The sequence below is a fragment of the Microbacterium sp. SCPM-O-B-15248 (M128) genome (genome assembly GCF_058214835.1).
This window is the reverse complement of sequence record NZ_JBYQLI010000004.1, coordinates 156,346-179,981: the sequence shown is the minus strand read 5'-3', so window position 1 is coordinate 179,981 and position 23,636 is coordinate 156,346. Positions and strand designations below refer to the sequence as shown.

The 23,636-nt window shown below is 69.4% G+C and carries 28 protein-coding genes; 13 read left to right on the top strand and 15 right to left on the bottom strand.

Annotated elements, in window-relative coordinates; all coding sequences use genetic code 11:
- Position 1 precedes the first annotated feature (1 nt).
- Entirely contained in the window at positions 2-904 is a 903-nt protein-coding gene (gene sucD, locus AC3E6M_RS09180; protein ID WP_490529704.1) for a succinate--CoA ligase subunit alpha, read from the bottom strand.
- Positions 905-916: 12 nt separating this feature from the next.
- Positions 917-2,080 carry an ADP-forming succinate--CoA ligase subunit beta gene (sucC, locus tag AC3E6M_RS09175; RefSeq protein WP_138177386.1) on the bottom strand — a complete coding sequence of 388 codons (1,164 nt, stop codon included), beginning with the start codon at positions 2,078-2,080 and terminating at the stop codon, positions 917-919.
- A 213-nt stretch (positions 2,081-2,293) separates the two neighbouring features.
- Here sucC and AC3E6M_RS09170 point away from each other — a divergent pair, with 213 nt between their 5' ends.
- Entirely contained in the window at positions 2,294-2,704 is a 411-nt protein-coding gene (locus tag AC3E6M_RS09170; RefSeq protein ID WP_138177402.1) for a RidA family protein, read from the top strand.
- 40 nt (positions 2,705-2,744) lie between these two features.
- Here AC3E6M_RS09170 and AC3E6M_RS09165 read toward each other — a convergent pair whose 3' ends face one another.
- Positions 2,745-3,227: a nucleoside deaminase gene (locus AC3E6M_RS09165; RefSeq protein WP_490529703.1), complete on the bottom strand. Its 483-nt coding sequence runs from the start codon at positions 3,225-3,227 to the stop codon at positions 2,745-2,747.
- Positions 3,228-3,294: 67 nt separating this feature from the next.
- Positions 3,295-3,921, bottom strand: coding sequence for a GyrI-like domain-containing protein (locus AC3E6M_RS09160; protein WP_138177390.1), 627 nt, complete (start codon positions 3,919-3,921; stop codon positions 3,295-3,297).
- 131 nt (positions 3,922-4,052) lie between these two features.
- Here AC3E6M_RS09160 and AC3E6M_RS09155 point away from each other — a divergent pair, with 131 nt between their 5' ends.
- Both AC3E6M_RS09155 and AC3E6M_RS09150 read left to right on the top strand, forming a co-directional pair.
- A complete protein-coding gene (locus tag AC3E6M_RS09155; protein WP_138177392.1) occupies positions 4,053-4,778 on the top strand; it encodes a histidine phosphatase family protein in 726 nt (241 codons plus the stop codon).
- Positions 4,762-5,595 (top strand): ADP-dependent NAD(P)H-hydrate dehydratase, encoded by an 834-nt coding sequence (locus AC3E6M_RS09150; RefSeq protein ID WP_490529702.1) that lies wholly within the window; start codon positions 4,762-4,764, stop codon positions 5,593-5,595. Before AC3E6M_RS09155 ends, AC3E6M_RS09150 begins: the two co-directional genes overlap by 17 nt.
- Before the next feature lie 4 nt (positions 5,596-5,599).
- Here the strand turns inward: AC3E6M_RS09150 and AC3E6M_RS09145 are convergent, their stop codons facing one another.
- Both AC3E6M_RS09145 and AC3E6M_RS09140 read right to left on the bottom strand, forming a co-directional pair.
- A complete protein-coding gene (locus AC3E6M_RS09145) occupies positions 5,600-6,202 on the bottom strand; it encodes a response regulator transcription factor (RefSeq protein WP_138177396.1) in 603 nt (200 codons plus the stop codon).
- Positions 6,199-7,377 carry a sensor histidine kinase gene (locus tag AC3E6M_RS09140; protein ID WP_252371050.1) on the bottom strand — a complete coding sequence of 393 codons (1,179 nt, stop codon included), beginning with the start codon at positions 7,375-7,377 and terminating at the stop codon, positions 6,199-6,201. Before AC3E6M_RS09140 ends, AC3E6M_RS09145 begins: the two co-directional genes overlap by 4 nt.
- Before the next feature lie 152 nt (positions 7,378-7,529).
- Here AC3E6M_RS09140 and AC3E6M_RS09135 point away from each other — a divergent pair, with 152 nt between their 5' ends.
- Positions 7,530-8,030, top strand: a complete 501-nt coding sequence (locus AC3E6M_RS09135; protein WP_138177398.1) for a small multidrug efflux protein — start codon at positions 7,530-7,532, stop codon at positions 8,028-8,030.
- A 6-nt stretch (positions 8,031-8,036) separates the two neighbouring features.
- On the opposite strand, the gene AC3E6M_RS09130 is transcribed toward AC3E6M_RS09135, so the two are convergent.
- On the bottom strand, positions 8,037-8,471 hold the full coding sequence (locus tag AC3E6M_RS09130; protein ID WP_212743534.1) for an antibiotic biosynthesis monooxygenase family protein: 435 nt from the start codon (positions 8,469-8,471) through the stop codon (positions 8,037-8,039).
- A 273-nt stretch (positions 8,472-8,744) separates the two neighbouring features.
- Here AC3E6M_RS09130 and AC3E6M_RS09125 point away from each other — a divergent pair, with 273 nt between their 5' ends.
- The 3 genes from AC3E6M_RS09125 to AC3E6M_RS09115 all read left to right on the top strand — a co-directional run bounded on the left by AC3E6M_RS09125 (position 8,745) and on the right by AC3E6M_RS09115 (position 10,869).
- The gene (locus AC3E6M_RS09125) at positions 8,745-8,954 is read left to right on the top strand and encodes a DUF1653 domain-containing protein (protein WP_490529701.1); all 210 of its coding nucleotides are present in this window, start codon (positions 8,745-8,747) and stop codon (positions 8,952-8,954) included.
- Positions 8,955-9,039: 85 nt separating this feature from the next.
- The gene (locus AC3E6M_RS09120) at positions 9,040-10,128 is read left to right on the top strand and encodes a type I restriction endonuclease (RefSeq protein ID WP_490529700.1); all 1,089 of its coding nucleotides are present in this window, start codon (positions 9,040-9,042) and stop codon (positions 10,126-10,128) included.
- Positions 10,129-10,200: 72 nt separating this feature from the next.
- Entirely contained in the window at positions 10,201-10,869 is a 669-nt protein-coding gene (locus AC3E6M_RS09115) for a TetR/AcrR family transcriptional regulator (protein WP_490529699.1), read from the top strand.
- A 39-nt stretch (positions 10,870-10,908) separates the two neighbouring features.
- On the opposite strand, the gene AC3E6M_RS09110 is transcribed toward AC3E6M_RS09115, so the two are convergent.
- From AC3E6M_RS09110 to AC3E6M_RS09095, 4 genes are read right to left on the bottom strand one after another with little or no spacing between them, the layout of a single operon-like run.
- Complete coding sequence (locus AC3E6M_RS09110; protein ID WP_490529698.1) at positions 10,909-11,766, bottom strand: amidohydrolase family protein; 858 nt, start codon at positions 11,764-11,766, stop codon at positions 10,909-10,911.
- Positions 11,763-12,521: an SDR family NAD(P)-dependent oxidoreductase gene (locus AC3E6M_RS09105; protein ID WP_138176178.1), complete on the bottom strand. Its 759-nt coding sequence runs from the start codon at positions 12,519-12,521 to the stop codon at positions 11,763-11,765. Before AC3E6M_RS09105 ends, AC3E6M_RS09110 begins: the two co-directional genes overlap by 4 nt.
- Positions 12,518-13,366: a fumarylacetoacetate hydrolase family protein gene (locus AC3E6M_RS09100; RefSeq protein WP_138176176.1), complete on the bottom strand. Its 849-nt coding sequence runs from the start codon at positions 13,364-13,366 to the stop codon at positions 12,518-12,520. The genes AC3E6M_RS09105 and AC3E6M_RS09100 overlap by 4 nt, the downstream gene beginning before the upstream one ends.
- A gap of 49 nt (positions 13,367-13,415) precedes the next feature.
- Complete coding sequence (locus AC3E6M_RS09095) at positions 13,416-14,384, bottom strand: aldo/keto reductase (protein WP_490529697.1); 969 nt, start codon at positions 14,382-14,384, stop codon at positions 13,416-13,418.
- Positions 14,385-14,445: 61 nt separating this feature from the next.
- On the opposite strand from AC3E6M_RS09095, the gene AC3E6M_RS09090 reads away from it, so the two are divergent.
- Together AC3E6M_RS09090 and AC3E6M_RS09085 are read left to right on the top strand one after the other, a co-directional pair.
- Complete coding sequence (locus tag AC3E6M_RS09090) at positions 14,446-15,681, top strand: mandelate racemase/muconate lactonizing enzyme family protein (protein ID WP_252371013.1); 1,236 nt, start codon at positions 14,446-14,448, stop codon at positions 15,679-15,681.
- Between the two features lie 9 nt (positions 15,682-15,690).
- Complete coding sequence (locus tag AC3E6M_RS09085) at positions 15,691-16,455, top strand: FadR/GntR family transcriptional regulator (RefSeq protein WP_138176173.1); 765 nt, start codon at positions 15,691-15,693, stop codon at positions 16,453-16,455.
- 54 nt (positions 16,456-16,509) lie between these two features.
- Here AC3E6M_RS09085 and AC3E6M_RS09080 read toward each other — a convergent pair whose 3' ends face one another.
- From AC3E6M_RS09080 to AC3E6M_RS09065, 4 genes are all read right to left on the bottom strand, one after another.
- Positions 16,510-16,833: an L-rhamnose mutarotase gene (locus AC3E6M_RS09080; RefSeq protein WP_252371012.1), complete on the bottom strand. Its 324-nt coding sequence runs from the start codon at positions 16,831-16,833 to the stop codon at positions 16,510-16,512.
- A 2-nt stretch (positions 16,834-16,835) separates the two neighbouring features.
- Positions 16,836-17,780 carry a carbohydrate ABC transporter permease gene (locus AC3E6M_RS09075; RefSeq protein ID WP_490529696.1) on the bottom strand — a complete coding sequence of 315 codons (945 nt, stop codon included), beginning with the start codon at positions 17,778-17,780 and terminating at the stop codon, positions 16,836-16,838.
- Complete coding sequence (locus tag AC3E6M_RS09070; RefSeq protein WP_252371010.1) at positions 17,767-18,609, bottom strand: carbohydrate ABC transporter permease; 843 nt, start codon at positions 18,607-18,609, stop codon at positions 17,767-17,769. The genes AC3E6M_RS09075 and AC3E6M_RS09070 overlap by 14 nt, the downstream gene beginning before the upstream one ends.
- 128 nt (positions 18,610-18,737) lie before the next feature.
- Positions 18,738-20,105 (bottom strand): ABC transporter substrate-binding protein, encoded by a 1,368-nt coding sequence (locus AC3E6M_RS09065; RefSeq protein ID WP_490529695.1) that lies wholly within the window; start codon positions 20,103-20,105, stop codon positions 18,738-18,740.
- A gap of 147 nt (positions 20,106-20,252) precedes the next feature.
- On the opposite strand from AC3E6M_RS09065, the gene AC3E6M_RS09060 reads away from it, so the two are divergent.
- The 4 genes from AC3E6M_RS09060 to AC3E6M_RS09045 are packed head-to-tail and all read left to right on the top strand — an operon-like array spanning position 20,253 to position 23,603.
- The gene (locus AC3E6M_RS09060; protein WP_138176167.1) at positions 20,253-21,275 is read left to right on the top strand and encodes a zinc-dependent alcohol dehydrogenase; all 1,023 of its coding nucleotides are present in this window, start codon (positions 20,253-20,255) and stop codon (positions 21,273-21,275) included.
- Entirely contained in the window at positions 21,272-22,033 is a 762-nt protein-coding gene (locus AC3E6M_RS09055; protein ID WP_212743522.1) for an SDR family oxidoreductase, read from the top strand. Before AC3E6M_RS09060 ends, AC3E6M_RS09055 begins: the two co-directional genes overlap by 4 nt.
- Positions 22,030-22,656, top strand: coding sequence for a bifunctional 4-hydroxy-2-oxoglutarate aldolase/2-dehydro-3-deoxy-phosphogluconate aldolase (locus tag AC3E6M_RS09050; protein WP_138176164.1), 627 nt, complete (start codon positions 22,030-22,032; stop codon positions 22,654-22,656). The genes AC3E6M_RS09055 and AC3E6M_RS09050 overlap by 4 nt, the downstream gene beginning before the upstream one ends.
- Entirely contained in the window at positions 22,653-23,603 is a 951-nt protein-coding gene (locus AC3E6M_RS09045) for a sugar kinase (protein WP_490529694.1), read from the top strand. The genes AC3E6M_RS09050 and AC3E6M_RS09045 overlap by 4 nt, the downstream gene beginning before the upstream one ends.
- The last annotated feature ends 33 nt before the right edge of the window (positions 23,604-23,636 follow it).

The following is a 23,636-nucleotide window of genomic DNA, read 5'->3' as shown; positions in this document are numbered from 1 at the left end:
GTTACAGCGCCTCGATGATCTCGCGCATGAGCGCGGCGGTCTCGGACGGCGTCTTGCCGACCTTGACGCCGGCGGCCTCGAGGGCCTCCTTCTTCGCCTGGGCGGTGCCCGCCGAACCGGAGACGATGGCGCCGGCGTGGCCCATCGTCTTGCCCTCGGGGGCGGTGAAGCCCGCGACGTAGCCGACGACCGGCTTGGTGACGTTGGCCTTGATGAAGTCGGCCGCACGCTCCTCGGCGTCACCGCCGATCTCGCCGATCATGACGATCGCCTTGGTCTCGGGGTCGGCCTCGAACGCGGCGAGCGCGTCGATGTGCGTCGTGCCGATGATGGGGTCGCCGCCGATGCCGATGGCGGTCGAGAAGCCCAGGTCGCGCAGCTCGAACATCATCTGGTAGGTCAGGGTGCCCGACTTCGACACGAGGCCGATGGGGCCCTTGCCGGTGATGTTCGCGGGCGTGATGCCCACGAGCGCCTCGCCAGGTGTGATGATGCCGGGGCAGTTCGGGCCGATGATGCGGGTCTTCTCGCCCTTCGACTTCGCGTACGCCCACGCCTCGGCACTGTCGCCGACGGGCACGCCCTCGGTGATCACGACGAGCAGCGGGATCTCGGCGTCGATGGCTTCGACCATCGCGTCCTTCGTGAAGGCCGGGGGCACGAACGCGATCGACACGTCAGCGCCGGTCTCGCGCATGGCCTCTTCGACCGAGGCGTAGACGGGAAGCTCGACGTCGTTGCCGGCGGCATCCGTGTGCGTGACCGTGGTGCCGGCCTTGCGGGCGTTCACACCGCCGACGACCTGGGTGCCGGCCTTGAGCATGAGCGCGGTGTGCTTGGTGCCTTCGCCGCCGGTGATGCCCTGGACGATGACCTTGGAGTCCTTGTTGAGGTAGATCGACATCTGTTCTATCCCTTACGCGTTGGCCAGTTCGGCGGCCTTGTCGGCGCCCTCGTCCATACCGGCGGCGAGGGTCACGAGCGGGTGGTTGGCGGCGGCGAGGATCGCGCGACCCTCTTCGACCTGGTTGCCGTCGAGACGGACCACGAGCGGCTTGGTGGCGGCGTCGCCGAGGATCTCGAGGGCCTTGACGATGCCCTCGGCCACGGCGACGCACGAGGTGATGCCACCGAAGACGTTGACGAAAACGCTCTTGACCTGCTCGTCGCCGAGGATGACGTCGAGGCCGGCGGCCATGACCGTGGCCGAGGCGCCACCGCCGATGTCGAGGAAGTTGGCGGGCTTGACCCCTCCGTGGTTCTCACCTGCGTAGGCGACGACGTCGAGGGTCGACATGACCAGACCCGCGCCGTTGCCGATGATGCCGACCTGGCCGTCGAGCTTGACGTAGTTGAGGTCGTGCTGCTTGGCCTTGGCCTCGAGGGGGTCGGCGGCATCCTTGTCTTCGAGCTCTTCGTGCTCGGGGTGACGGAAACCGGCGTTCTCGTCGAGCGAGACCTTGCCGTCGAGGGCGATGATGTCGCCGTCCTCGGACTGGATGAGGGGGTTCACCTCGACAAGGGTGGCGTCCTCGCCCTTGTAGACGTTGAAGAGCTTGACGAAGACGTCGGCGACCTTGGGCGCCAGCTCGTCGTCGAACTTCGCGGCCTTGGCGATCTCGAGGGCCTTCTCGGGGGTGATCCCCTCGAGCGGGTCGACCTCGATGCGGGCGAGAGCGTCGGGACGCTCGACCGCCAGCTCTTCGATCTCCATGCCGCCCTCGACGCTGGACAGCGAGAGGTAGGAGCGGTTGGCGCGGTCGAGCAGCACCGAGAAGTAGAACTCCTTGGCGATCTTGGCGCCCGCGGCGACCATGACGCGCTTGACGACGTGGCCCTTGATGTCGAGACCGAGGATGGCTTGCGCCGCCTCGAAGGCCTCGTCGGGGTTCTTCGCGACCTTCACACCGCCGGCTTTGCCGCGGCCTCCGGTCTTGACCTGAGCCTTGACGACGACGACACCGCCGAGCTTCTCTGCGGCCGCCTTCGCCTCCTCAGGGGTGTCGGCGATGATGCCGGCGAGCACCGGCACCTCGTACTTTTCGAACAGGTCTCGGGCCTGGTACTCGTAGAGATCCACGGATGATCCTTCGCTGGGCGATCGGTGGTGGGAGGAGGCTCAGATCTCTTGATATCGAGAGATCTCGCCGAGGGTCCACACTACTAGACCCGGCTGAACAGCCCGGACGGTTGCACCTTCGAACGGAGGGGGTTCGGGAGATGGATGCCAAGCTCTCGACGGTCTGCCTACCGCGGTGGGCGACGACTCCGCTACGGTTCCCGGATGGCGCCCATGCCCCGAGCCGTGACCCTCATCCGCTCCGCTTCGCTGAGCGATCGCGCCGAGTACGCGTACGCCGCAACCGCACCGGCCGACGCGCGGCTCGTGTTCCTCGCGGGGTCATGTCCGCTCGATCTCGAGGGATCCGTGGTGGGCGTGGGCGACGTCGCGGTGCAAGCCGCGAAGTGCGTGGAGAACATGGCGATCGCGCTCGCTGAAGCCGGGGCCGAGCTGAGGGATGTCCTCAGCACCCGGGTGCTCGTCGCATCATCGCGACGGGAAGATCTCGTGGCGGCATGGCGAATGGTTCGGGATGCCTTCGGTGAGCACGACGCTCCGAGCACCCTGCTCGGCGTCACCGTCCTCGGTTACGAGAACCAGCTCGTCGAGATCGAGGCGGTCGCCGCCGTCCTCGATCGCTAGGTCCGCTCAACACGGTTCGGCTGGTCCGCGCCGTCAGGCATCATCCCCAGAACCCCCGGTGCGGCTCGGCGGCCTCCTCCTCGAGGTGCGGCCCCCATACCTCGACCACCGGCACACCGCGCGCGAACACGTCGCGCGACGGCAGGTCGAGTTCGCGGCCACCGTCCTCCGTCTCGGCGAGCGCGATGAGTCCCCGGCCCGAGAGGGCGTAGACCATGCGCCCGATGCCCGCCCAGAACATCGCCCCCGCGCACATCGCGCACGGTTCGCACGACGTGTAGAGAGTGGATGCCGGCAGATCGGTGGCATCCAGGGTTCTCCAGGCGAGGCGGACGAGGTTCGTCTCCGCGTGCGCCGTCACGTCACGGTCGGTGAGCACGGTGTTCTCGGCCTCGAGCACGCGGCCGTCGGCGCTGACGAGCACCGCGCCGAATGGGTGGTTGCCGTGGTCGCGCGCGAGGATCGACAGCTCGATCGCGCGACGGAGGTGGGCGAGGTCGGTCGGGGCGAGGTCGTCGGCCATGGCTCGATGATGGCAGGATGCCGCCCGGCTCACACCGGAGATCACGCGCGGCTGCTCCGCTCGTCGGCTACGCCGGAGTTCGACAAACGGGTTGGCGGAGGATGGTACGGAGCTTGTCGGGAGAGGTTCGGCGGACGTCGCTCAGGTAGATCTCGTGGTGCTTCCCGCTCAGGCTGAGCCCCTGACCGGGGATGAAGGCGTGGTGCATCTCATCCAGCACGTCTGCCTCCTCATCGAAGGAACCGACGTGCAGCGTCTGCACGCACAGTCCTTCGGCAAGGGTCTCCATCCGCACTTCTTCCAGCCGATCGGCGGATCCTGCGGCGCGCACGATCTCGACGGCGGACTGGAACATCGCCTCGTCGATCCAGTCGGGAACCAGGAGCATCATCGTCCAGTCCCACCGCGACTTGTCTCTCACCACGGTGAAGGCATCCATATCGTCCGCCCACCACAGGCCCTCCAGCGGAGGCACCACGTAGTCGCGGCCGAGTTCGCGCTTGCTCGCGAACTTCAGCTTGTACGCGACCGGGTACAGCGCCTGCAAGGCCTGCGCGTAGGCCGGCGCGGTGTTGGGGTCACCGTGCCCGTCGATCATCAGATATCGCAGGTCGGGAATCTCCACGACCCTGAACTCGCCGACCCTGGCCTGATAACTGTCGAGAGAGTTCTTGAAGTCGATCTTGGCCGTCATGGGGCTCCTCCGCTCGCTTCGCAAGCCTGGCAGACGCGCGGATCGCCGGACAGCGCGCGTGCGCTGCCCTCGATGCCCCGTCGCTGTCAACGCCCGCGCGTCTGTTCGCCGGAGCGACCTACCGTGGGGAAATGGCAGTGAATCGACTGTGGCTCATCCGGCACGGCGAAAGCGAAGGGAACGTCGCGGCCTCGAGGGCCGAGCGCGAGGGCTCCCCGGTGATCGCGCTCGACACGCGCGACAGCGACGTGGAGCTCTCGCCCGTGGGCGTGGAACAGGCGACGGCGCTCAGCGCCTGGTTCGCCGACCTCGACGCCCCCGTCGACGAGTACTGGGTGTCGCCCTACCTTCGTGCGCGGCAGACGCTGTCGCTCGCGCTCGGCGACCGGCCGGCGTCGGTTCCCACGGTCATCGACGAACGGCTGCGCGACCGCGAGCTCGGCATCCTGGATCTCTTGACCACCCGCGGAGTGCAGGAGCTGCATCCGGAAGAAGCGGCCCGTCGGCGCCACCTCGGCAAGTTCTCCCACCGGCCCCCGGGCGGGGAGTCATGGGCCGACGTCACGCTGCGGCTTCGGTCGTTCCTCGGCGAGCGGCTCGACGCGTCGCCTGGCACCGTCGTGGTCGTCGCGCACGACGCCGTGATCATGCTCGTGCTGTACGTGCTGTTGCGGATGACCGAGGCCGAACTGCTCGCCTTCAGCGCCAGTCACACGGTGCGCAACGCCTCGGTCACCGAGCTCGTGCGCACCGACGACGGCTGGATGCTCGTGACGTTCTCGTCTGTCGACCACCTCGCGGCCGAGGGCGCCGACATCACCGTGCACTCGGGAGGCGACGATGTCCCCCGCTCCTGAAGGGGTCACGCTGGCGTTGCTGCGCGAGTGGGGGCTACCCGACCCCGGGGGTTCGAAGAAATCTCGCGGCCAGGTGGTCGTCGTCGGCGGATCGCCGCGCTCCCCCGGTGCCGTGCTCCTGTCTGCCGAGGCGACGCTGCGCGTCGGCGCCGGACGCACCGCCCTCGCCGTCCCTGCCGAGATCGCGCCCTACCTGGGGCCCGCGATGCCCGAGGCCGGCATCCACTCGCTTCCCACCGGCTCCGCGTCCGTCGACGATGCCCTCCGCGCCACCCTCGAATCCGCGGATGCCGTGCTCCTCGGCCCCGGATTCGACGATCCGGATGCCACCCGCGCGGCCCTGCACGCCATCGCCGAGGCCGACATCGACCGACTCGTGCTGGATGCGTTCGCGCTCGGCATCCTGGGGTCGGTCGAACGCGGCATCCTGCCCGCGGAGCTGATCCTCAACGCCAATGAGGAGGAGGCCGCGCTGCTGCTCGAACGCGACCTCAGCGATGACCGCGCCGCCGACATTCGGGAGATCGCCGAACGCTACGAGGCCGTCGTGCACTGCTTCGGCACAGTGGCGCACCCGGACGGACGCACGTGGCAGGCGGAGCCCGGCAGCTCGGGCCTCGGCACCGCCGGCAGCGGCGACGTACTGTCGGGCGCGATCACCGGATTCGCGGCGCTGGGCATGGAGCCGGAACGCGCCGCCGTGTGGGGCGGGTGGACGCACGCCCGCGCCGGCGACCGACTCACCGAGCGGGTCGGCATCGGGTTCCTCGCGCGGGAGTTGCTGCCGGAGTTGACGGCGGTCGTGCACGAGGCGTGAGCCGCTAGATCCAGCCGCGCTCCCGCGCGTGGATCGTCGCCTGCTGGCGGCTCGCCAGCCCCAGCTTGCCGAGCACCGACGAGACGTGGTTGCGCACGGTCCCGCTCGAGAGGTGGAGGGATGCCGCGATCTCGACGACCGTCTCTCCGCGCGCGCCCGCCCGGAGAACGTCGAGCTCCCGGTCGGTGAGCGGGCTGCGCTCTTCGCTCAGCGCGTCAGCCGCGATCTCGGGGTCGACGTATCGGCGCCCGGCGGCGACCTCGCGAATGACCGCGGCGACGTCATCCGCGGGTCGGGACTTCGGAAGGAAGCCGTTCACTCCGGCGCCGAGCGCGCGGCGCAGCACCCCGGGCCGCGCGTGCCGCGTGACGATCACGCAGCGCGACGGAACGCGACGCAAGATCCGCGCCGCCGTGTCGATGCCATCCATCCCGGGCATCTCGAGGTCGAGGAGACAGACGTCGGGCCGGAGCCGCTCGGCCTCGGCGAGCGCGGTTTCGCCGTCGCGGCACTCCGCCACGACCTCGAGGTCGTCCTCCAGCCGGAGCAGTGCGGCGAGGGCCGTGCGGATCATGTCCTCGTCGTCGGCGATGAGAACGCGGATCATGCGGACACCCCCTCGGGCACGCGGACCGTGACGCGGAAGAGCTCGCCGACCCGTCCGGCATCCATCGATCCCCCGACAGCACCCACGCGCTCGGCCATCCCCGCTACGCCCGCTCCTTCGCCCGGGGGCGACTCGGGCGAGCGCAAGTCGTTCTCGACCACGAGCACCCAGTCCCCGCGGTGGCGGGCGAGGGAGAGGGATGCCGAGACTCCCCTGCCGTGTTTGAGCACATTGGTCGTGGACTCGCGGACGACGGGACCGAGCACGTCCGCCGGCGCGCGATCGGCCTCGGCGTCGACCCGCAGCTCGACGGTGAGGCCTGCGGCGCGAAGCAGGTCGGCGGCGTTGGCGAGCTCATCGGGCAGCGGCACACCCCGGAACCGCGTCGCGAGGTCGCGGGTTCCGCGACGGGCGTCGTCGACACTCGCGCGCGCGGCCCGCACCTGCTCCACCGCGGCGTCGGGGTCGCGCCCCATCATCTTCTCGGCGAGCTCGAGCTGCAGCGCGATCACCTGCAGGTGGTGGCCCTGCAGGTCGTGCAGGTCGCTTGCAAGGCGAAGCCGTTCCTGCGCCGCAGCGAGGCGTCCCTCCGCACGGCGGGCTCGGTCCAGCTCCCGAACGATGTCCCACCACCACAGCGACGTCGCCGCCAGAGCGGGCAGCATCGCGACGAACAGCACGAGCCCGAACACCGACGAGCCGGAGGCCTCGGGCGCGAGGCGCGTGGCATCCACGAACCAGACCGCGAGGATAACGATCACCAGCAGGGTCACCAGACGCAGACGGATGCCACCGCGCCACCGCACCAGGCACAGGACATAGGCCGCGAGGCACGTGCCGAGGATCAGCGAACCCACGCTCAGCGCCATCAACGCCGCACTGGCCGCACCGGCCAGAAGAAGGGGCCACGACCGGCGAACCGGGGCCTCGTCGCCGTCGATCGGTTCGCGCCGATAGCGCACGAGAAGGGCGACGGCGGCAGCGAGAGAGCCCGCCGAGCCGACGAAGAACAGCGTGATCGCGAGCGGCTCGGGCAGCAGGGTCGGGCGCAGCAGGATCGGCACCGACCAGACCACGATTCCGAGTACGTGGAACATCAGGATCGACCCGGCCGTGTACCACCAGGTCGCGCTCACATCGCGGGCGTAGGACGTCACGGCGGCGGGGGTGCTCACCCCGGCCACTGTACGACCGTGACATTCGTCATGGGTGGGGCGTCGCTTCCTCCGGGATGCCGATGACACCGCGACACTGCCGCGAGCGGTGTGCTCACGGATCAGATGGAATGACCGCGGAACCCGCCGCGGACCGATCACCCGGAGCAGCCATGTCCAACCCCCTGTCCGACCTCATCCTCGGCTTCCAGGGCCTCGTCGCCGACGTGCCCGGCCTCGTGCAACCGCTCATCGTGGCACTCGCCGGTGCGGTGCCGTTCATCGAGGGCGAGGGAGCTGCCGCGATCGGCATCATCGGTGGCATCCATCCCGTCGTCGCCGCGATCGCCGGGGCGGTCGGCAACCTGCTGTGTGTCGCGATCGTCGTGCTCGCGACCTCGCGGGTGCGCACCGCCGTCACCGCGCGCCGCGGCGGCCCGGCCGAGCCGCTCTCGCCGCGGCGTCAGAAGTTCGAGCGGGCCTACCACCGCTACGGCACCGCGGGCGTGAGCCTTCTCGGCCCCTTACTGCTGCCGACGCAGTTCACCGCCGCGGCCCTCACCTCTACCGGTGTTCCCCCGGTGCGGGTCATCGCGTGGCAGGCCGCGGCGATCGCCCTGTGGACGACGGCGGTGACGCTCATCATCGCGGGCGTCATCCGGTTCGCGGCGTGAGTCGGCTCAGCCGCCGGAGGTGTCGATCTCGATCGACTCGTGGTGGCGGAGGACGAGGGGCCCGGTGAGGTAGGCGTCCTCATCGGGGAACGTCACCGCGTCGGTGCGCCAGCCCTCCCCCGCGAACGCGACGAGCGCCGCTTCGTCGGCCCACTCGCTGACGTACTGCACGCGGCGCGGATCGGCGAGGTCGACCAGCACCGCGTGACGGACCAGCCCCTCGTACCGGTCGGGGAACGACGAGACGAGATCGCGCAGGCGAGCGAGGAACTCTTCCTCGAGCCCGTCGCGCACGTGCGCCTCGGAAACGCGGACGATCATGTCTTCGCTCCACCCCGTGCCGCCCCGGTCGTAGATGACGCCCGCTCGCAATGGCGCGATGCGATCGTAGGCGCGCCACAGATCGAGACCGACATCGCCCGAGCCGGGGAGGAAGACCACGCAGGGGACGGGGCCCTCCCGCGAATCGACCCAGAGTCGCCGCCCGTCCACGTCGACGAACCGGCCGAGCGGCGGTCGCGCCGCGGGTCGATGAGCGCCTCGGGGTCCACGTCTTCACCGTAGTGAACGTGCACCGGCGGGTCCTGCGATCTTCAGGGGGGGGAGGTGCCTCTTGCGTCGCGGTCGTCACCTGCCCCGCGGCCGACTGCCATACTCGGCACCCGAGATACACGCACGATGCGTCGTTCGACGATTGCGGAGGGGGCGAGCCGAGTGGAAATCAAACCCGGCATCTATGAGCACTTCAAGGGCCAGCGTTATGAGGTGTTCGGGACGGCCAGGCACTCTGAGACAGAGGAGGTCTTCGTTTCGTACCGCCAGCTCTACGACGACTACTCGTATTGGGTACGGCCGGTGGAGATGTTCTTGGGGAACGTTGAGCGGGACGGGTACGAGGGGCCGCGGTTCCGGCGCGTGGTGTGAAGGAGGGGGCAATGGCGCGCCGCCCCACGCGCTCTTGCTGTGATTCCGCTATGGTCACCACATATTCGTCACCGTGGGGGGACCGATGGAGTTTCACGACCGCATTGCAGCACTCGCAACAAAGGTGAGCAATCAAGCCTCGGCAATCGGCACGGAGGAAGCGACGAAGAACGCCTTCGTCATGCCCTTCATCTCGACGATCTTGGGATACGACGTCTTCGACCCTCTCGAGGTGGTGCCGGAATTCACCGCCGACGTCGGCATCAAGAAGGGCGAGAAAGTCGACTACGCGATCATGCGCGACGGCGAGGTGCAGATCCTCATCGAGTGCAAGGCATCGACCGGCGCACCCAAGATCGAGCACGCGTCTCAGCTCTTCCGGTACTTCTCCACGACCAACGCCCGGATCGCGGCTCTCACCAACGGAGTCGTCTGGCAGTTCTTCACCGATCTCGACGCGCCGAACAAGATGGACGCCAAGCCGTTCCTCGTGCTCGACCTCCTCGACATCGACGACACACTGATTCCCGAGGTTCAGAAGCTCAGCAAGGACAGCTTCGATCTCGAGTCCATCATCAGCGCCGCCGAGGAACTGAAGTATGTCGGAGCCCTGAAGCGCGAGATCGCCGGGCAGTTCCGCGAGCCAAGCGACGAGTGGATCAAGTTCTTCACGCAACGCGTATACGAGGGGTCCTACACCGCGAAAGTACGCGAGCAATTCACCGCTCTCGTGAGGAAGGCTTCGCGCCAGTTCCTCACGGAAAGCGTGAACGATCGGTTGAAGACAGCTCTCGGCGCCGGCGTGGCGGTTCCGATCGTGTCGAATGCCCCGGCGGCAGTGACCAGCGAAAGTGTCGCCGAAGACGACCTCCAGCGGGACACCGAGATCGAGACGACCCTCGAGGAACTCGAGGGTTACCAGATCGTCAAGGCGATTGCGTGCGGCGAGACGAAACCGCAGCGGATCACCCACCGCGACGCCAAGAGCTACTTCGCCGTGCTCCTCGACGACAACAATCGCAAGCCGATCGCGAGACTGCACTTCAACGGTCGCCAGAAGTACCTTGGGCTGCTGGACGCGCAGAAGACAGAGACGCGGCATCCGATCGAGGAGCTGGACGAGATCTACCAGCACGCGGATTCGATCCGGGAAGCAGTCGTTCGATACCGGTAAGAGACAAGGCCCTGACCCAGTCGACGCTGTGGCGGAACGTTCGTCGGCATCCACGCCCGTAGGCTTCCCCACATGACCGACGCCCCCGCCCCTCCCGGCCGCACCGCCGTCGTGGCCGCCGCGATCGCACTGTTCGCCGAGCGCGGGTACGACCAGACCTCGGTGGAGCAGATCGCGCAGGCCGCGGGGGTGTCGAGGTCGACGTTCTTCCGGCAGTTCGGCGGCAAAGAAGATGTGGTCTTCGCCGACCACGAGGTGCTGCTCGACGAGACGCGCGCCTTTCTGGCTCAGCAGCACGACGACCCCTGGGCCGCGGTGTGCGACGCGTCGATGCGGGTGTTCCGCCACTTCGCCGCCGACCCCGAACTCGCGCGTCGCCGCTACGCGATCGTGCGCGAGGTGCCCGTGCTGCGCGATCGCGAGATCGTCACGGTGTTCCGCTACGAACGCCTCTTCGACGAGTACCTCCGCGAGACGCTCCCCGGCCTCGACCCCCTGGATGCCGTCGGCTTCGCCGCCCTCGTCACCGCCGTGCACAACCACGTGCTGCGCCGCCTCATGCGGGGCGCGCGGGTGCCGGCATCCACTCTCCGTCGTGCACTCGACGACGTGCTGCGCCGGTACGGCGTGCACCCCGACGGCGACGACGCCGCGGGCGACGACCTCATCGTCGCCGCCTTCCCCCGCCGGATGCCGGCGGCCGAGGTCACGCGGCGCCTGCGGGCGAACCTGCCGCAGTAGGCGGAGAGCGCTGACACGCCACCCGGCATCGGCGGCGACCTACGCGTCGCGCGCGAGGGCAGGAGCCCCGCCTGGAAGATACGCCCGCCGCGCCGCGCCCTCGGCGACCTCGTCCCACCCCTCGGCCGGGACGGCCGCACGGACGAGGTCCACCCAGTCCGCAAACGAACCCCCCGCGCCGAAGTGCGAACTCACGGGCCAGTCGCTCGCGATCATCGACCGCTCCGGGCCGAAGACGTCGACGGCGTGCGTAAGGAAGGCGGGCGCGTGGCGCTCGACCTCGGCGGTGTCCTGTGCTTCGCCCGTCAGTCCGGAAAGCTTCACGAACGTCCGCGGCCGCTCGGCCAGGGCGGCAAGAGATCGAGCCCATGCCGCCCCCGCCGCACTGTCGATGCCCTCGCCCATGGGTGGCTTGGCGACGTGGTCGACGACGACCGTCAGCTCGGGCACTCCGCGCAGCAGCTCGATCAGCGCGGGCAGCTGCGGGTGACGGATGCACGCGTCAAACGTGCCACCGCGGGCGGCGAGCGCCGCGAGCCCGGGCGCGAGCGCGGGGAAGGCGTCGACCGCCCGGTCCTGGAGCAGATGCCGCACACCGGTCACGCGCGGGATCGCGGCGAGCGCGGCCAGGTGGTGGTACACGGCGCCGGTCGAAGCGCCAAGGTCGGCATCCGCGACGATCGCCACCAGCTCGGGCCAGTCGAGCCCATTGACCCACCGCGCTTCGGCCACGGGATCGGACGGCCCGTCGGCGGCCTGCACGAACACCGCGCCGTCGACCCACACTCCCCCGCGGTCGTACTCCGCGGGCAGCATCGGGCGCCGCAGCTCCGAACCCTCGAGCCACTCGTACGTCAGCACCGAAGGGTCCCACAGGTGCACGTGCGCGTCGATCATGCGGTCCCTGCCCTCACGCGGAGGCGGGTCACGCCGCCGTCCACGTCGAGTATGGTGCCGGTCGTCGACGTGGCATCCGGGTCGCAGAGGTAGGCGATCGCGCGGGCGACCTCCTCGGGCTGCACCAACCGCCGAGTGGCCTGGCGAGCCTCGAGGGCGCGCCGCTCCGCGACCGGGTCGGCGAAACCCTCCAGCATCCGCGTGACGAAGGGCGTCTCGACGGTGCCGGGGCTGACCGCGTTGACGCGGATGCCCTCGCCCACGTGATCGGTGGCCATCGCGAGGGTGAGCGCGTAGACGGCACCCTTGGATGCCGAATAGAGCGCGCGATCGGGTAGGCCGTTGAGCGCCGCGATCGAGCACACGTTGACGATCGCCGCGTGATCCGACCGCCGCAGCCACGGCAGAGACGCCGCGGTCACGCGCGCCATCCCCACCACGTTGACGTCGAGCACGCGCGCCCACTCGTCTTCATCGAACGCCTCGACGGTGCCGACGGCGCTGATCCCGGCGTTGTTGACGAGGACGTCGATGCGACCCTCCGCCGCGCCGACCTCGGCGAGCGCCGCGGCCACCGATGCCCCGTCGCGCACATCGCACGTCAGGCGGCGGGTGCCCTCGGCGGTCTCACCCTTGGCCGCGTCGAGACACCACACGGAGACACCCCGATCCCGCAGCAGAAGCGCCGTCGCCAGACCGATACCCGAGCCCCCGCCCGTGACGACGGCGACCAGTCCCGCGAACGGCGAGGTCACGCCTGCACCATCCGCTGACGGGCGGTGCCGAGGCCGTCGATCCCGAGCTCCACGACGTCGCCCTCGCGGAGATATTCGGGAGTCGGCATCCCGAGCGCGACCCCGGCCGGGGTTCCGGTGTTGATCAGGTCACCCGGCCGCAGAACCATGAACTGCGACAGGTACCGCACGATCTCGTGGACCGAGAAGACCATGTCGGCGGTCGTGCCCTCCTGGCGCATCTCGCCGTTGACGCTCGCCCAGAGCCGCAGCGCCTGCGGATCCCCGATCCCGGATGCCGGCACGAACCAGGGTCCGCACGGGTTGAACGTCTCGCAGCTCTTGCCCTTGTCCCACTGGCCGCCGCGCTCGAGCTGGAACTCGCGCTCGCTCACGTCGTGCGACAGGACGTACCCGGCGATGCAATCGGCGGCGCTCTCGACCGAGTCGAGGTAGCGAGCGGTGCGGCCGATGACCACGCCGAGCTCGACCTCCCAGTCGGTCTTCACCGAGGCGCGCGGGATGAGGACGTCGTCGAACGGCCCCACGACGGTCGCGGGATCCTTCATGAACACCACCGGTTCCGCCGGGATGGCGGCGCCGGTCTCGGCCGCATGGTCTCGGTAGTTCAGCCCCACGCACACCACCTTGCCGGGCGTCGCGATCGGCGCCGCCCACCGCTCGTCGCCGGTGAGGTCGTACGGGGTGAAGGTCGAGGCATCCATCCCCGCCAGGCGTTCGAGCCCGCCGTCCTCGAGGAACCGGCCGTTCAGGTCACCGAGCTCGGCGGGGACGATGTACCCCTCGCCGTCGAACTCGACGATCAGCCGTTCGGAGCCGTCGACTCCTCGTCGCGCGAATCTCATGCGTCAGCGTCCTTCCGTCGGGTCGTCGCGTGCGCCCGCCGCGCACGCGTCATGCCGCGACGAGTCCCGCCGCGGAAAGCTCTCGCCACATATCCTCGGGCGCCGTGGCGAGGTAGCGCTGCAGCGTCGACTCGGCCTGCGCCTGAGACCGCACGCCCACGACGACCGAGACCACTTCCGGGCGACGCAGGGGGTATCCCAGCGCGGCGGACGGCAGATCCACGCCGTAGCGCTCGCAGATGTCGGCGATCCGGTGTGCACGCTCGATCAGCTCGTCGGGGGCGCTCGTGTAGTCGTAGCTCGCGCCGGGCGCGGGGCGGGGAACGCTGAGCAGCCCCGAGTTGTACACGGCCGCCGCCACCACGCCGACGCCGCGTTCGGCCGCGAGGGGCAGCAGCCGATCCGCCGCCGCGTCGTCGAGCAGCGTGTACCGGCCGGCCACCATCACGATGTCGACATCGCACCGCTCGACGAAGTCGGCGAGCATCGCCGCCTGGTTCATGCCCGCGCCGATGGCCGACACGACGCCCTGGTCGCGCAGCTCGATGAGCGCGCCGACACCGGTGGTCGAGGCGGCATCCCAGTGCTCGTCGGGATCGTGCAGGTACGCGATGTCGATGCGGTCCAGCCCGAGGCGCGTCAGACTTTCCTCGACCGAGCGCAGGATGCCGTCGCGCGAGAAGTCCCATCGCCGGACGACCGTGGCCGGGACGGCGAACCCGTCGTCATCCTGACGGTCGGCGGTGTCGGGTGAGTCGATGAGCAGGCGGCCGACCTTCGTCGACAGCACATACTCGTCACGAGGACGGTCGCGCAGCGCCACCCCGAGACGACGCTCCGACAGTCCGAGTCCGTAGTGCGGCGCCGTGTCGAAGTACCGGATGCCGGCATCCCACGCCGCATCGACGGCACCGCGCGCCGTGGCGTCGTCGACCTCGCGCGAGAGATTCCCGATCTGCGCCCCGCCGAAGCCGATTTCGGTCAGGGCCGGCGTCCTCGCCGTTGATCGCGTCTGCATCTTCACCTCCGTGCGGAGCCCGGCCTGTCGGTCGCTCCGATCGAACAGTAACATATGATGTATGTTCTTTGTGGGCTCGCTCCGAGTCCCCCAGCAGGAAGTCAAGGGCGATATGAAGGTCACCGGTTACCGCGTGCTCCGCACGTTCCGCGAATGGGGACGCCCCATCGGCGACGTGAACGGACACATCGCGTCGGGCATCACCGAAGAAGCCGTGGTCCTCGTCGACACCGACGCGGGCATCACCGGTGTCGGCACGGGACACGTCGCCGACCTCGCGCGCCTCTTCCCCGCCATCGAAGGCCAGGACCCTCGCGCGGTCACCGCCCTCTACGACCGCATGCTCGCCCGCGTCTTCAAGGCCGGTCACGCCGGCGCGACCTTCGGCAGCATCGGGGCGTTCGACATGGCGCTGTGGGACATCAAGGCCAAGGCCGCCGGCGAGCCCCTCTGGCGACTGCTCGGCGCCCGCGACCGCTTCGTCACCGGGTACGCCTCGGGCCTCGACATCGCCCTGTCCGACGAGGAACTCGCCGCGTTCTACGCCCAGATGGCCGACCTCGGCTTCAGCAGCGGCAAGCTCAAGGGTGGACGCGACCTCGACGCCGACCGTCGCCGCCTGCACATCGTGCGCGATGCCATGGGCCGCAACTCCCGGCGACCGGCCGTGATGTTCGACGCCAACGAGTCGTGGAACCTCAAGCAGGCGGTCCGCTACGTCAGCGAACTCGAGCGCGACATCGACCTGACCTGGGTCGAGGAGCCCCTGCGACGGTGGGACGCCGAGGGGCACGCGCGCCTTTCCCGGAGCATCCGCGCCGCCGTCGCCACGGGCGAGAACCTGACGGGCCTCGAGCAGTTCCGTCCGATCATGGATGCCGGGGGCGTCGACGTCGTGCAGGTGGGGTGCACCTGGGGCGTGACGCATTTCCTTCGCGTCGCCATCCTCGCCCACGGCCGCGACCTTCCGATCAGCCCCGTCGGCGTGACCGCCAACCAGGCCGTCGCCCACGCCGCCATCGCCGTACCGAACCACCTCAGCGCCGAGGTGCAGGACCTCGGGGCGCCGTTCGGCCTGCACATCGACCAGCACTTCGCCGACGGCGGGATCGTCCTCGGCGACACTCCCGGGCACGGCGTAAGCGTCGACGAAGCGCTCATCGCCGACGGCGGCGACCGGGGCGCGAGCTGGCTCGTGGGCGCGGGCCCGCACGTGCGCCCCGACCGCGCGGGGCTCCGACTGGTGCCCGAAGCCGATCGGCACGAACGGCCCGACGCCGAGATGACGCGCGACTAGGCTGGCCGCATGAGCGAGGAGACCGTGCCCACCGGCATCGGGTCGGCCCTGCGCAGCTCGACGCCGCGCACGCCGACCGCCCGGCTCGGGGTCGCCGTGGTGCACGACCTGGTGGAGGCCATCGTCAAGGGCGACGTGCCCCCGGGCGACACGCTGCCACCCGAAGAGAAGCTGGCCCAGCACTTCGCCGTCAGCCGGACGGTCATCCGCGAATCCGTCAAGCGGGTCGAGGAGAAGGGGCTCATCAGCGTCGCCCCCGGCCGCGGCACGACCGTGCAGCCGAAGACCTCGTGGAACGTCCTCGATCCGGTGGTGCTCGCCGTCCTGCTCGAGAACGACTCGTCGCTCGGCGTGCTCGACGAGATCTCGGTGATCCGCGCCGCGCTCGAAGGATCCATGTCGGCGGCGACAGCCCAGCACGGCACGCCCGAGCAGATCGCCCAGATCACGGCATCCCTGGCGCGTATGGAGGAATCGGTCGAAGACCCAGAGGTCTTCCCGGACGCCGACCTCGACTTCCACTTCCTCGTCATGACGCTGTCCGGCAACGAGCTGGCCAGCAGCATCACGAAGATCCTGTTCTCGCGCGCGCGCCAATCCGCGCGCTTCGTCGGCAACCAGTCCACCGACGCGTTCCACATCACGCTCGAGGAGCACCGGCGCGTGCACGACGCGATCGCGGCGGGCGATCCCGCCGCGGCCGAGGCGGCGATGCGGGCGCACATCCTCGACGCCTGGCAGCGCCGCCGCTTCCCCACCGCGCGCGAACGCTGAGGTCGACCGCGCACGTGCGGCATGCGCGGACACCGGCCGGGGTCGGCATCCCGGTCAGTCCAGGTGCCAGGCCTCGGTCATGATCTGCCAGTTCGGCTCCGACCCGTCGTCGTCGAACGGCACCTGGCACGGCCCGGTGCGGGCCCACCACTCCTGCGTCATGGGGTCGGCCGCCATCTTGGCGTCATCGGCGGCGAGGTCCTCGCCCACGTATTCGTAGTAGCCGAACAGCACGTCGCCGCGGACGAAGATCGTGAAGTTGCGGATGTTCCCCTCGCGCAGCGTCTGCTCGACGCCCGGCCACACGGCGCGGTGAAGCGCGAGATACTCCTCGCGCTTCTCGGGCACCATGCGGCACACCATGCCCACGCGGAGCACGCTCACTCCTTCGTCCCGCCGGCGGTCATGCCGGTGACGAGGAACCTCTGCGAGAACAGGAAGATCAGCAGCACGGGGAGGACCGAGACCAGGGTCGCCAGCGCGAGCACAGGAAGCTCGATGGTCACCGATCCCGCCGACGTCGGGTTGAACAGCGGCACGTTCGAGAGCAGTTCGGCCAGGCCGACCTGGATCGGGGCGCGGCGGCCCGGCACCATGACGAACGGCAGGAAGTAGTTGTTCCAGTTGCCCACGACGTTGAAGAAGCCGACGAGCGCGATGACCGGGGTCGCCAACGGCATGGCGACGCGCCAGAAGACCCGCCACTCCCCCGCGCCGTCGATGCGAGCGGCATCCAGGAGGTCCTTCGAAATGCTCGTCGAGAAGTAGATGTACGTCAGGTACACGCCGAAGGGGAAGAACGAGAAGGGCAGGATCACGGCGAGCGGATTGCCGATGAGCCGCACGGCGCTCAGCTCGAGGAAGGTCGGCAGCACGAGGGCGGTGCTCGGGATGAGCATCACCACGAGGGTCACCGCCAGCAGCGTGCGACGCAGCCGGAAGTCGATCATCGCGAGGGCATACCCGGCAGGGATGGTCACGAGCAACGTCAGGATGAGCGCGCCGCCGGTGTAGAGCGCGGCGTTGCCGAGCCACGTCCAGACGATTCCGTTCTGGAAGGCCATGAGGGCGTTCCAGTTGTCGGCCAGCGTCGAGAACGCCCCGAAGTCGAACGGGCCGTTCAGCAGCAGCTCGCGCGGGGTCTTCGTCGGGGCCAGCAGCAGCCACACCAGGGGCAGCAGGAAGAACACGACGAAGAACAGGGCGATCACGACGACGAGGGCTCGGCCGAGCCACTCGCCGGGCGTCATCCGCCGGCGACGCGCGCGGGCGGCGAGGGCCCGCTCGTCGGCGCGCAGCAGGGTCGCGGTTTCAGTCGCGCTCAAAGAGTCCTCCTCGGAAGACAAAGAAGGCAGCCAGGATCAGGGCGACGGCCAGAAGGATGAGGGAGATCGCGGCGGAACCGTTGAAGTCGTTCTGCCGGAAGGCGTAGAGGTAGGCGAGCTGGTTGAGCGAGTAGTCCTGCGGGACGACGCCCTTGCTCGCCTGGGAGAGCACGCGAGGCTCGACGAAGAGCTGACTACCCGCGGCGATCGACATGACGACCATGTACGAGATCCACTTCCGCAGCAGGGGCAGCTGGATGTACCACGCGGTCTGCACCGGGCCGGCGCCGTCGATCCGCGACGCCTCCATGATCTCGGGGCTGATGTTGTTCAGCGCGCCGTACATGATGACGATCCACTGCCCCGCGCCCGTCCAGAACGAGACGATCGTGAAGATGACGGGCAGGTTGTCCAGCGAGACGGTGGCCACGAAGGAGTCGAAGCCGAGACCCCGCAGGATGCCGGACACCGGGCTCACGCTGGGATCGAGCAGGAACAGCCACAGCAGAACGCTGGACGCGCCCGCGAGCGCTCCCGGGATGTAGTAGACGAACCGCACTGACGTGGAGAGCCACCGCGACGCGAAGTTGTGCACGATCAGCGCAAGCAGCACGACGAACACGATCTGGAAAATCAGCCAGATCACCAGGTACGCCGAGACGTGCTGGACCGCGGGCCAGAAGCGGTAGTCGCCGAAGACGCGGACGAAGTTGTCTACGCCCGCGAAGCTCCCCGCCTTGGTGAACGCGAGATACACCGCGTACAGGGCCGGGCCGAGGCCGAACAACAGCAACAGGATGCCGTACCCCGAGCTGAAGGCATAGGCCATCGCCGACTGGGAACGGTTCGGGTTTCGACGCCGTTGCTCGCCTCCCCGCCGGCGCGTTTCGGCGCCGGCGGAGAGGGGCGTCATCGTGGAAGTGACGATGGCCTGGCCTTTCGTGGGATCGAGCGGGGTCAGCGAGTGACGGTGTAGCCCTGCACCTGGGCTTCGTTCAGGATCTCGGCCTGCCAGTCACCGGTGACGTCACCGATGGACTTGCCCGCGCCGAGTGCCGGCAGAACAACCTTGCTGTACGCGGTCTCGGCGCTGAAGCTCGGGAAGCCCCATCCGCTCCACACCTGACCACCGGCGTCGATCACATTCTTCTCGAAGTCGCCGACGAAGTAGCCGTCCGCGGCCTGCTTGGCGATCCACTTCTCGCCGGCCTCGGCGTACGCCGGGTATCCGGGCGCGAGGTCGACCTGGTACTCGTCGGAGCTGGCGGCGAACTCCATGAAGGTCTTGACGGCATCCAGGTTCTTCGAGTGGCTCGATGCGAGCCACGTTCCACCGCCGACGTTGCCGGTGCCGACGTCCTCACCCTCCCAGTGCAGCGGGGTGCCGGCGCCGAGCTGACCGGCGGGGACGTTGAGGCTGTCCGGGTTCTGGAACAGCGCACCCGTGAACCACACGGGCCCCGGCATGCCGAGAACCTTGCCCTGCGCCTGCTGGATGAAGTCCGAGCCGAACACCGAAGCCGTCGACAGCGTCTTGTTCGCCACCATGTGGTCGAGCAGGTCGGTCATCTTCTTCGAGTTCTCGGCACCGAAGTCGGACGTGAAGTCGTTGCCGTCGAGCTGGAAGATCGGCGCCTGCGCACCCCAGTAGTAGACGTACGACCCGAGGAAGCCGTCTCCGACCGAGCCGAGGAGGTAGCCGGGGTGCTCCAGGGCCACACGGTCGCTCAGATGCTCATACTCTTCCCAGGTGGTGGGCACTTCGTAGCCGAACTGGTCGAAGAGGGCCTGGTCGTACCAGAACACGACCTGCGCGAGGTCGTTGCGCAGCCCGTAGGTGGTTCCGTCGATCGTCAGGGGATCGAGCGATCCGGGGGTGAACCCGGCGAGGAAGTCGTCGTCGAACCAGCCCTTGTTGACGGGGGCGGCGAACGCCTGCTGGCCGTTGGATTCCTTCGAAGCCCAGGACGCGTCGTTGTTCTGCGTCGAGAACACCACGTCGGGCCAGCCCTCACCGGCCTGGTCGAACAGCGCGATGCGTGTCTGGAGGCTCGCCGAACCGCTGGCGTTGCCGTCGTAGGTCTCGGCGTTGATCTGGATGTCGGGGTGCGCCTTCTTGAAGGCGTCGATGATCGGTTCGCGGGTGGCATCCACCCACACCGTGATCGGGCTGCCGGCCTCCTGCTCGGCCTGCGGGAAGCCCAGCGAAGTGTCTCCGCTACCGGAGCCGGGGCTGCAGGCGCTCAGAGCGACAGCGGTCACCCCCGCCAGGGCCAAGGCCCCGAATCGGGCGAAACGGATGAAGCGACGGTGCTGTGTTGCCATTTCCAGTCCTCACATGGTCGACGTCGTTGACGACTCACCGCGATGCGGCGCGCTTTCATTAGATCATACATGTGACCTATGAGGAAAACCCCGTATGGTGAAGGGGCGGATGTCGACCTCATCCGCTCTCACCGGAGAGGACCCGTCGTGCGCGCACTTCACTACATCTCGGCTCGAACCGTCGACCCTGTGGACATCCCGCCGGAGGCTCCTACCGCGGGGCAGGTGCAGATCCGCGTGGCGTACGCCGGCCTCTGCGGCACCGACCTGCACGTCTTCCACGGTGACATGGATGCCCGCGTCCAGCGACCCCTCGTCTTCGGCCACGAGATGAGCGGAGTCATCACCGCCGTCGGCGACGAGGTGGACGAATGGATGCCGGGAGACCGCGTCACCGTGATGCCGCTGGACTGGGACGGCACGTGCCCCGCGTGCCTCGCGGGCAACGAGCACATCTGCCAGAACCTCGACTTCATCGGCATCGACTCCCCCGGCGCGTTGCAGGAGCTGTGGAACGTCCCGGCATCCACCGTGGTTCGTCTGCCCGAGGACCTCGACCTGCGCGAGGGAGCTCTCGTGGAGCCGGTCGCCGTCGCCGTCCACGACGTGCGCCGCTCGGAGCTGTCCGCCGGAGACACCGCGGTCGTCATCGGGGGCGGCCCCATCGGCGTCCTCATCGCGAGCGTCGCCCGGCACACGGGGGCGGATGTCGTCGTCATCGAGCCGGATGCCGGGCGCCGAGGCACGATCGAGAACCTCGGCTTCCGCACGCTCGACCCTCTCGCGACCGATCAGGCGGCCTGGGTGGAGGAATGGACGGGCGGTGCTGGCGCCGACGTCGTGTTCGAGGTCTCGGGTGCCGCCGCAGCTGTCCGCGGGATGACCGCGTTGGCGAAGGTCCGCGGCACCATCGTCGTGGTCGCCATCCACCCGCAGCCTCGCGAGATCGACCTGCAGCGCGTCTTCTGGCGCGAGCTGCGATTCCTCGGTGCGCGCGTCTACCAGCGCCGCGACTTCGAGACCGCCGTCGAATTGCTCGCGGGCGGCGCGATCCCGACGGACACCCTGATCACCGACGTGGTTCCCCTGGAGAAGACCGGTGACGCGTTCGCCGCGCTCGAGGCGGGTCAGGCCCTGAAGCTGCTCGTCGCGGTCGGGGGCGAGCAGTGAGCGCCGGTCTGTTCGACCTCACCGGTCGCACCGCCCTCGTCACAGGGGCGAACCGCGGGATCGGCCTGGCCATGGCATCCGCCCTGGCAGAAGCAGGCGCCGACATCGTCGCGGTCAGCACCAGGGATGCCGAGCCCGACAGCACCATTGCGATCGCCGTGCGCGACCATGGGCGGGGGTTCACGTCGTTCGCGTGCGACTTCTCTGACCGAACCGCCGTGCTGGCGCTCATCGACGACCTGCGCGACCATCGGGTCGACATCCTCGTCAACAACGCCGGCACCATCGAGCGCGCCCCCGCGGTCGAGCACCCGACCGCCCTATGGGACCGCGTCCTCGAGGTCGACCTCACCAGTCCGTTCCTGCTGACGCAGGCCGTCGCGGCCGGCATGCTGGAGCGCGGCTCGGGGAAGGTCGTCTTCACCGCTTCACTGCTGAGCTTCCAGGGCGGGATCAACGTGCCCGGATACGCCGCAGCGAAGTCGGGCATCGCGGGGCTGACTAAAGCTCTGTCGAACGAATGGGCCGCCAGGGGCGTCAACGTCAACGCGATCGCCCCCGGGTACATCGCCACCGACAACACCGCGCCTCTGCGCGGCGACCCCGATCGATCGCGCAGCATCCTCGAGCGCATCCCCGCGGGACGCTGGGGGGAGGGCTCGGATCTCGCCGGTGCGACAGTGTTCCTGGCATCTGCGGCATCGGACTACGTGAACGGCATCGTGCTGCCCGTCGACGGCGGCTGGCTCGGCCGATGAGCGAGTGGCTGCGCCCGTTCCCGATCGTTCCGGTGATCGTGTGCGACCGCCCCGACATCGCGGCCGACCTCGCGCACGCCCTCCACGACGGGGGTGTCGACTGCGCCGAGATCACGCTGCGCACACCGCGCGCCCTGGAAGTGCTCGCCGCGATGATCGCGAACGCGCCGCCGGGATTCGTCGTGGGGGCCGGCACGGTCCTCGAGGTCGCGCAGGTGGGCCGCGTCGCCGATGCGGGCGCGGCGTTCATCGTCAGCCCCGGGTTCGACCCCGATGTCGTGGACCGTGCGCGCACGCGTGGTCTTGATGTGCTGCCCGGCGTGGCCTCGGCCACGGAGGTGCAGCGTGCCCGGCGCGAGGGAGTTCGAGCGGTGAAGCTCTTCCCCGCCGACCTTCTCGGGGGTCGGGCCGCCATCGACGCCCTGTCGGCGGTCTTCGCCGACACGGGCTTCGTGCCGAGCGGCGGCGTCGGTCCGCACAACGCGGCCGACTACCTCGCGCACCCCGCGGTGCCGTCGGTGAGCGGGAGTTGGCTCGCCCCGCGCGCCGAGATCGAGGCGGGAGACCTGTCGCGCGTCGCCGAGCGCGCCCGGGCGGCGATGCAGCTGCGGGCGGCGACGTGACCGCCGCGGTCGTCACGTTCGGCGAGACCATGGCGCTGTTCCGCCCGGCCGACCCGACCGAGGGCGAGAACGCCACCGACTATCGCCTGTCCTTCGGCGGCGCCGAGAGCAACGTGGCCGTCGGCATCGCACGCCTCGGCGGCCGTGCGGTGTGGATGGGACGCGTGGGTGACGACGTCGCGGGGCGGCGGATCCGCAGGGAACTGCGCGCCGAGGGCGTCGAGCTCCGCGTCACCGTCGATGCCGAGGCATCCACCGGCTCGATGATGAAGACCGAGATCGCCCCGGGGCGGGTCGGCGTGCAGTACTGGCGTGCGGGCAGTGCCGGTAGCCGACTGCACCCCGACGACCTCGACCTCGCGGTGCTCACGCCCGCGTCGGTCCTGCACGTGACCGGGATCACCCCCGCGCTGTCGGCATCCGCGTCCGCCGCCGTCGACGCGGCGATGTCAGCCGCACGCTCGGCCGGCGCGACGGTGTCGTTCGACGTCAACCATCGGCCTTCGCTCTGGCGCGGACGAGATGCGTCCGCGGTCTACCGGCGGCTCGCGACGCAGTCCGACATGGTGTTCGCCGGTCGCGAGGAGGCGGCGCTCATCGTCGGTGAGATGCCCGACGACGAGCTCGTGGATGCCATTGCGGCCCTGGGTCCGTCGACGGTGGCGCTCAAGCGCGGCGCCGAGGGGGCGACGGTCCTTGCCGAGGGACGGCTGCTGCACCGACCGGCGTGGCCGATCCACCCCGTCGACACGGTCGGCGCGGGCGACGCCTTCGTGGCGGGATACCTCGCGGACACCCTGCGCGGCGCCCCTCTCGAGAGCCGCATCGACACGGCGGTGGCGGCGGGCGCGTTCGCCTGCCTCGGCCGCGGCGACTGGGAGAGCCTGCCGCACCGCCGCCAGTTGGAGCTCCTCGCGGCGGGAGACGGCGACCCCGTCGTGCGCTGACTCGCCGTCGGACACGACCGTGCCCCCTCGCTC